Source organism: Candidatus Hydrogenedentota bacterium, assembly GCA_019637335.1.
Classification (GTDB): domain Bacteria; phylum Hydrogenedentota; class Hydrogenedentia; order Hydrogenedentales; family JAEUWI01; genus JAEUWI01.
On the sequence record JAHBVV010000015.1, the window covers coordinates 147,018 to 153,548 of the forward strand.

General features: G+C 64.5%; 4 protein-coding genes. All 4 read right to left on the reverse strand.

All coding sequences use genetic code 11. The annotated features are described in order from the left end of the window. Positions 1 to 82: 82 nt before the first annotated feature. Positions 83 to 2,755, reverse strand: coding sequence for an ankyrin repeat domain-containing protein (locus tag KF886_16465; GenBank protein MBX3178950.1), 2,673 nt, complete (start codon positions 2,753 to 2,755; stop codon positions 83 to 85). A gap of 84 nt (positions 2,756 to 2,839) precedes the next feature. Beyond that, complete coding sequence (locus KF886_16470; GenBank protein MBX3178951.1) at positions 2,840 to 3,352, reverse strand: class IV adenylate cyclase; 513 nt, start codon at positions 3,350 to 3,352, stop codon at positions 2,840 to 2,842. Between the two features lie 130 nt (positions 3,353 to 3,482). Then, positions 3,483 to 5,111, reverse strand: coding sequence for a chaperonin GroEL (groL, locus tag KF886_16475; GenBank protein ID MBX3178952.1), 1,629 nt, complete (start codon positions 5,109 to 5,111; stop codon positions 3,483 to 3,485). Between the two features lie 39 nt (positions 5,112 to 5,150). Further along, entirely contained in the window at positions 5,151 to 5,438 is a 288-nt protein-coding gene (locus tag KF886_16480; protein ID MBX3178953.1) for a co-chaperone GroES, read from the reverse strand. Between the last annotated feature and the right edge of the window lie 1,093 nt (positions 5,439 to 6,531).

Here is a 6,531-nt window from a genome sequence, read left to right on the forward strand (position 1 = left end):
GTTTGACGTGGGGTTTGTTTTGGGAGGTTTGGCTTCTTTGCGGCGGTACGTCCCTTTGCGGCAGTACGTCCCTCGGGGGGGATTATTGTTCGGGTGTGGCCGGGTCCGGGCGGCTGATGTCTGGGGGGCGGGTGAGTTCTTCGACGATGTCGTCGTAGCCGGCGGCCTGGGCCACCTGTATCGCGGTCTGGCCCTGGACGAGATGCCATACGCGGGCGCCGTGGTTGAGGAGGAGGCTTACGAGGTTCCTGTCGGCGCGGGCGACGGCCTGGAAAAGCGGGGTCTTTCCGTCGCTGGCGGTGGCGTTGACGTCGGCCCCGGCTTCGAGCAGCATTTCAGCGAGGGTGTAGAGGCCGGCGTTGATGGCCATGTGGAGGGGGGTGAGTTCGGCGGGCCCGCGCTGGAGCTGCACGCATTCGGGCCAGTGCTTGAGGACATTGCGCGCAAGTGCGAGGTCGTTGTACATGATAGCGCGAAAAATATCGGTCGCGCGTCCGCGATCGCCGCTTTCCAGGACTTCTCCACCGTCCACCGAAGTGAAATCGGCCACGGTATCCGCCCCATCGAGCAGGCCGGCGGTGGATAATGCGGCGAGCTGGGCTTCAACCTCCTGGAGCAGCATGACGATGCGGACGTGGCCGCGGTCGAGGGCAAATTCGCAGGCGGTGTTTCCCTCGCGCGAGCGGATCCGCACATCGGCGCCGTGGTTGACGAGGAGGCGCACGAGTTCGATGTTGCCGTTGCGCGCGGCGTACATGAGCGGGGTCATGCCGCGGCTGTTGGCCAGGTCGACCTGCGCGTTGAATTCGAGCAGGAGCTTGGCCATGTTGGCGTTGTCTTCGCGGACGGCGTGGAGCAGGGGTGTCCAGCGCTCGTGCCGGGTGCGGGCGTCCACGCAAAGCGGGCGTTCCTTGAGGATGGAGAGCGCCTTGGGCGGGTCGTCTTCCTTGACGGCCGTGAAGAGGGCGTGTCCGGCGGCCTGCTGATCGCGGAAAGAGTCGATAAACTCGACGATGGCGGGGCGGTCCTGCTGCTCGGCGTAGCCGCGCAGGTCGATTCCGGTGGGGTCGACCTGGTCGATTCGGGCGCCGCCTTCGAGGAGGGCCTTGACCATGGCCAAGTCGTCAAGATCGACAGCGTAGGCGATGGCGGCTTTGCCCTCGGTGCTCCGCGCGTGGACATCGGCCCCGTTCGCCAGGAGGATCTCGGCAATATCGAGGTGGCGCGCGCGCACGGCGATCAGGAGGGGCGTCCAGCGGCTGCTCTTGGAGTGGACGTTGACGCTGTGGGGGACCTGCGCCACGATTTCGCGGATGCGATCAATGTCGCCGCGGGCGACGACTTCGAGGATATCCATGCAGGCGGCGAGGCGTTTGACGCGTTTCTTGAGGTAGGCGGCGAGATCGGCGTGGCCTTCGCGCTCGGCGCACTGGACGGGGGTTTCCTTGTTGGCGAAGGGCGCGGTGACGTCGGCGCCGGCGTTCAGCAGGCGGCGCGCGATCGGCTGATTCCCGCGAAGGACGGCGATGCGGAGCGCGCACATGCCGTCGCGGTCGGTGTGGTGCACATCGGCGCCGCGCTCGATGATGCGCCGGACGAGTTCCTCGTCTTCCTGCTTCACCGCCATCATCAGGGCGCCGGCCCCTTCTCGTGGCGCGAGATTTACATCGACATGGTGGCTCAACAGGCGGTTGACGAGGTCGCGGTGGTCTTCGCGCAGCGCGATCATAAGCGCGGTCCAGCCCCGATTGTCCTGCTGGTTGACGTTGGCTCCGGCGGCGAGCAGGGCCTGGATCACGGGGACGTGGCCTTCGCGGGCGGCGATCAGGAGCGGCGTTTCGCGGTGGACCGTTTCGGGGTCCACGGGGAGGCCGAGGGAGAGGAGGTACTGGACGGTTTCGGCGTGGCCGTGCTGGGCGGCGGCGTAGAGCGGGGTCTCGCCCTGCGCGGTGGCGAGGCCGAGGTCCGCCCCGTGTTCCACGAGCTCCCGGAGGACGGCCGTGTCGCCCTGTCCCGCGGCGTAGATGGCGGCGGTGTAGCCGTGATCGTCGAAGGCGTTCGGATCGACGCCCTTTTTCAATTCGCGGAGGATCAGGGACTTGTGTTGGCGGGAGACCGCTTCGGCGATGGCGCTTGATGCGCGCGGGCCGCGCCGCCAGCCCCACAGCGCGAAGGCGGCGATGAGGGCGACGAACCCCCCAGCGGCGGCATAGTAGCGGGACGTGGTCGCACCGGCGCCTTTTTGCTGGTCCTGGATCATGTCGACCACGCGGGCGGCGCATTCCACCAGGCCGGGCGCCAGCGAGCCGATGTCCAGGTAGTCCGCCCGGATCCCGGCAAGAATACCGGGCGCGCGGCCGCGCGCGGCGGGCGTCCATCCCGGGCCGAGTGCGATTTCGATCTTGCCGGCGTCCGCGAAGAGTATTACGGCGACGGCCCGATCCCGATCCAGGCCACTGTCTTCCGCGAGCGCGGCCTGAAACGCGGCGAGGATCCGTTCCGCAAAGGCGTCGGGGGCGAGCCCGTCTCCACCGTAACCTTCGGGGGCGGGGACGGCGATAGCGTAGAGGGGCACGGCGTCAATGGCGCGGGCCTGGCGGGCGCTTTCTTCGAGGCGGGTCACGTGGTGGTCGCCGAGGAGGGAGGCGGGATTGTATACGTGCTCGTCGGGCCGGACCCAGTCCAGCGGGGCCTGTGCGGCGGCGTTCCAGGCGGACGCAAGCGCGAGCAGCAGTGTCAGGAGCTTCGTAACCATGCGGACCCTCGTGGGCGATCAGGGTATGGCGGCGGTTGCGCCAGCATGTAGAGTACCTTACACAATTCGCGGGAAAAAGGCGAGTTACGGTCTGGTTGTTTGCAGGGTCATCTCCAGGTAGGAGTACGCCAGCGTGTCCTCCCGGTCAATGCCGAGCGCATTGCCGAGGTGCTCCAGTTTCGCGTAGCCGCTGGCGTCCTCTTCCCCTTCGGCCAGGACAGCCTCGAATTCGAGGAAGTCGCCCAGGCCGGTAACGCGATCGAGATGGATGCGCACATTCTCCCACAGGTAGAGCGTGCGGGTTTTCTCGACGGTCGCCAGAACGCCGAGCGCCTCGCCGAATAATCCGGCTGCGGTGGGCGCTATGGGTTCCAGCAAGTAGTCGCAGCCCTTGGCCCCAGCGATGTCGGGACGCCGGTAGAAGATGAGTTCGGCGCGTCCGGGCGTTGCGGCGCGGAGTTTGAGGCGTCCCTCGGGAACGCGGAAGTAGGTGTCGACCTGGTGGATGTCGCCGTGGCATCGCGCGCCGATGGCTTCGCTGGCGGCGATGGCCGCGGCGCGATCGCGCAGGCGCGCCTTGAGCTCGATGTTTCGCATGGTTCTCCGCTCCCGGATCCACTATACCGCGCCGGAGGGCGGGCGTCACGCGTTGCGCCGGCATGAAAAACGCCGCCCGGCGCGCTGGGGCGCCGGGCGGCGGGGTGATTCATTCGAATCGGGAATCGGCTTACATCATGCCGCCCATGTCGTGGCCGCCGCCACCGCCGCCGGCCGGCGCTTCCTCGGGAAGCTCCGCGATCAGCACTTCGGTGGTGAGCAGGAGGCCGGCGATGCTCGCGGCGTTCTGCAGCGCGGTGCGCGTGACCTTGGTCGGGTCGATGACGCCGGCCTTCATGAGGTCTTCGTATTCGCCCGTGGCCGCGTTGTAGCCGACCGAGCCCTTCTTGGCCCGGACGTGCTGGACGACAGTCGCGCCCTCGTCGCCTGCGTTGTAGGCAAGCTGGCGGAGGGGCTCTTCAATGGCGCGGCGGACGATAGTCGCGCCGACGGCTTCGTCGCCGCTGAGCTTGAGGGTGTCCAGGACTTCCTGGCAGCGGATGAGGGCCACGCCGCCGCCGGGTACGATGCCCTCTTCGACGGCCGCGCGGGTCGCGTGGAGGGCGTCTTCGACGCGGGCCTTCTTTTCCTTCATTTCGATCTCGGTCGCGGCGCCGACGTTAATGACGGCCACGCCGCCCGCGAGTTTGGCCAGGCGCTCCTGGAGCTTCTCGCGGTCGTAGTCGGAGGTGGTGCCCTCGATCTGGCGGCGGATCAGGTTGATGCGGCCCATGATGTCCGCGCTGGAACCGGCGCCTTCGACGATGGTGGTGCTGTCCTTGTCGACGACGATTCGCTTTGCGCGGCCCAGATCGCTCAGGCCGATGCTTTCGAGGGAGCGGCCGAGGTCTTCGGAGAAGGCCAGCCCACCGGTGAGGATGGCGATGTCTTCGAGCATGGCTTTGCGGCGATCGCCGAAGCCCGGCGCCTTGACCGCGGCGGCCACGAAGGTGCCGCGAATCTTGTTGACCACGAGGGTCGCGAGCGCTTCGCCTTCGACGTCTTCGGCGATGATCAGGAGCGGTTTTCCGCTCTTGGCCACCTGCTCAAGCAGCGGGAGCAGATCCTTGAGATTGGAGATTTTCTTCTCGTGGATGAGGATGTAGCAGTCTTCGAGCACGCACTCCATCGTCTCCGTGTCGGTGACGAAGTAGGGGGAGAGGTATCCCTTGTCGAACTGCATGCCCTCGACGACTTCCAGGGTGGTCTCGATGCTCTTGGCCTCTTCCACCGTGATGGTGCCGTCGTTGCCGACCTTCTCCATGGCGTCGGCGATGATCTGGCCGATTTCCATGTCGGTGTTGGCGGAGATGGAGGCCACGCTGCGGATGACGTCTTTGTCGTTGCGGACCTGCTTGCTCAGGGTTGCCAGCTTCGCCACGATGGCCTCAACGGCCTTGTCAATGCCACGCTTGAGCTCCATGGGGTTGGCCCCGGCGGTCACGTTGCGCAGGCCTTCCCGGAAAATGGATTCCGCGAGGACGGTTGCCGTGGTGGTGCCGTCGCCGGCGACATCGGAGGTCTTCGAGGCGACTTCCTTCACCATCTGCGCGCCCATGTTCTCGTACTTATCTTCGAGCTCGATTTCCTTGGCGACGCTCACGCCGTCCTTCGTGACGGTCGGGGCGCCCCATTTTTTGTCGAGCACGACGTTGCGGCCCTTCGGGCCCAGCGTCGCCTTTACCGCCTTGCTCAGCTTGGTCACACCAGCGAGCACGCCGCGGCGGGCGGCTTCACCGAATTCAAGTTGCTTTGCCATAGTGCAACATCCTTCCTGCGTTGATTGTGGGGAACGCGATTACTCGATGACGGCGAGCACGTCGTCTTCGCGCATAATGAGGTGCTCGACGCCGTCGATTTTCACCTCCGTGCCCGCGTACTTGCCCATCAGGATCCGGTCACCCGCCTTGAGCTCCAGGGGCGTGCGCTTTCCGTTCTCATCGACCTTGCCGGGACCCACTTCCACGACCTTGCCCTCCTGGGGCTTTTCCTTGGCCGTGTCGGGGATAATGATGCCGCCACGGACGGTTTCGCTCGGCTCTTCGCGCTTGACCAGGATCCGGTCTGCCAGCGGACGTACTTTCATGGTCTGTCTCCTCTTTCGAAGTAGTGGTATCAGGCTACCGTTGTTACCGGCCCCGCCGTATAACGGGCGGGGCGAATTTGGAAATGGACTGGGCGGGTTGTTAGCACTCACCCTTGGAGAGTGATAATAACAACCCGCCCGCCCCCTTGTCAATACCCCCACCCCAGTGAAAGCGGGGCCAGGCCAATCACGATCGCGGGCGCGGCGCCGGAAAACGCTCTTCCGGCGATTGGATGGCGAGCGGGGCGCGGAGTATGCCGCCCGGAATACCGAACGGAGAATTTGAGACGCCAACCGGTCGTGGAGGCTTTGACGTTCAGCCTCGCGCCCGGCTGACACGCGGGATGGGTACGAGAACCCGGCCCGGATTACCCGCCAAGAGCTTGCTTAGTCAGCGCCATTCAGCACAAGCCATTGCCGAATAACGGGTTACGACAACACAGTTCAGCCTGGAGATCCACAATAAACACGCATTCACCCCAGGCTGCGCTGGCCCTTTGGCCCGAAAAAGTCTGGCGGCATACACACGGCATTCCAGTTTGCCGTCCCACAATTCGATTCTTCGTAATGCTTCAGCCCGCGGAGGTAGACCGCCCGCATATACGAAATGCCGTAACAGTTTAGCCGTCTGAAGCAAAGAAGATTCTCAACCACGAATGAACACAAATTCACACGAATAAGAGAGACTTTTGACCGGGTTTGAAGAGCCGTCTCGTCCTCCGTGGCCAATCGGGATTCTTGTTGCTCGGGCGCCTGGCTGCGGGCCTGGAAAAAGGCCGGCTTCATGAACGGAATCTCGGTTTCTTATTCGTGTCCATCCGCGGTTAAACTGCTACTCAACTTCAGATAGCCAAAGTGTTACCCGCTCTTCATTCGCGATTCGAATTTACACCGATCCTTCTCTATCCATGTCATCAGTGAAATCCGTGGCCACAAATCCTGATCGCGGCCCGCGGCTGCTTCCAATGCATTCGTGTGCATTGGTGTTCATTCGTGGTTAAGAATGCGCTCTCGATCATCCACCCGATCCATCTGCGAACCAGGAATCACCCTATGCGCTCTCTGCGTTCTCTGCGGTCAAAAACGTCGTCTC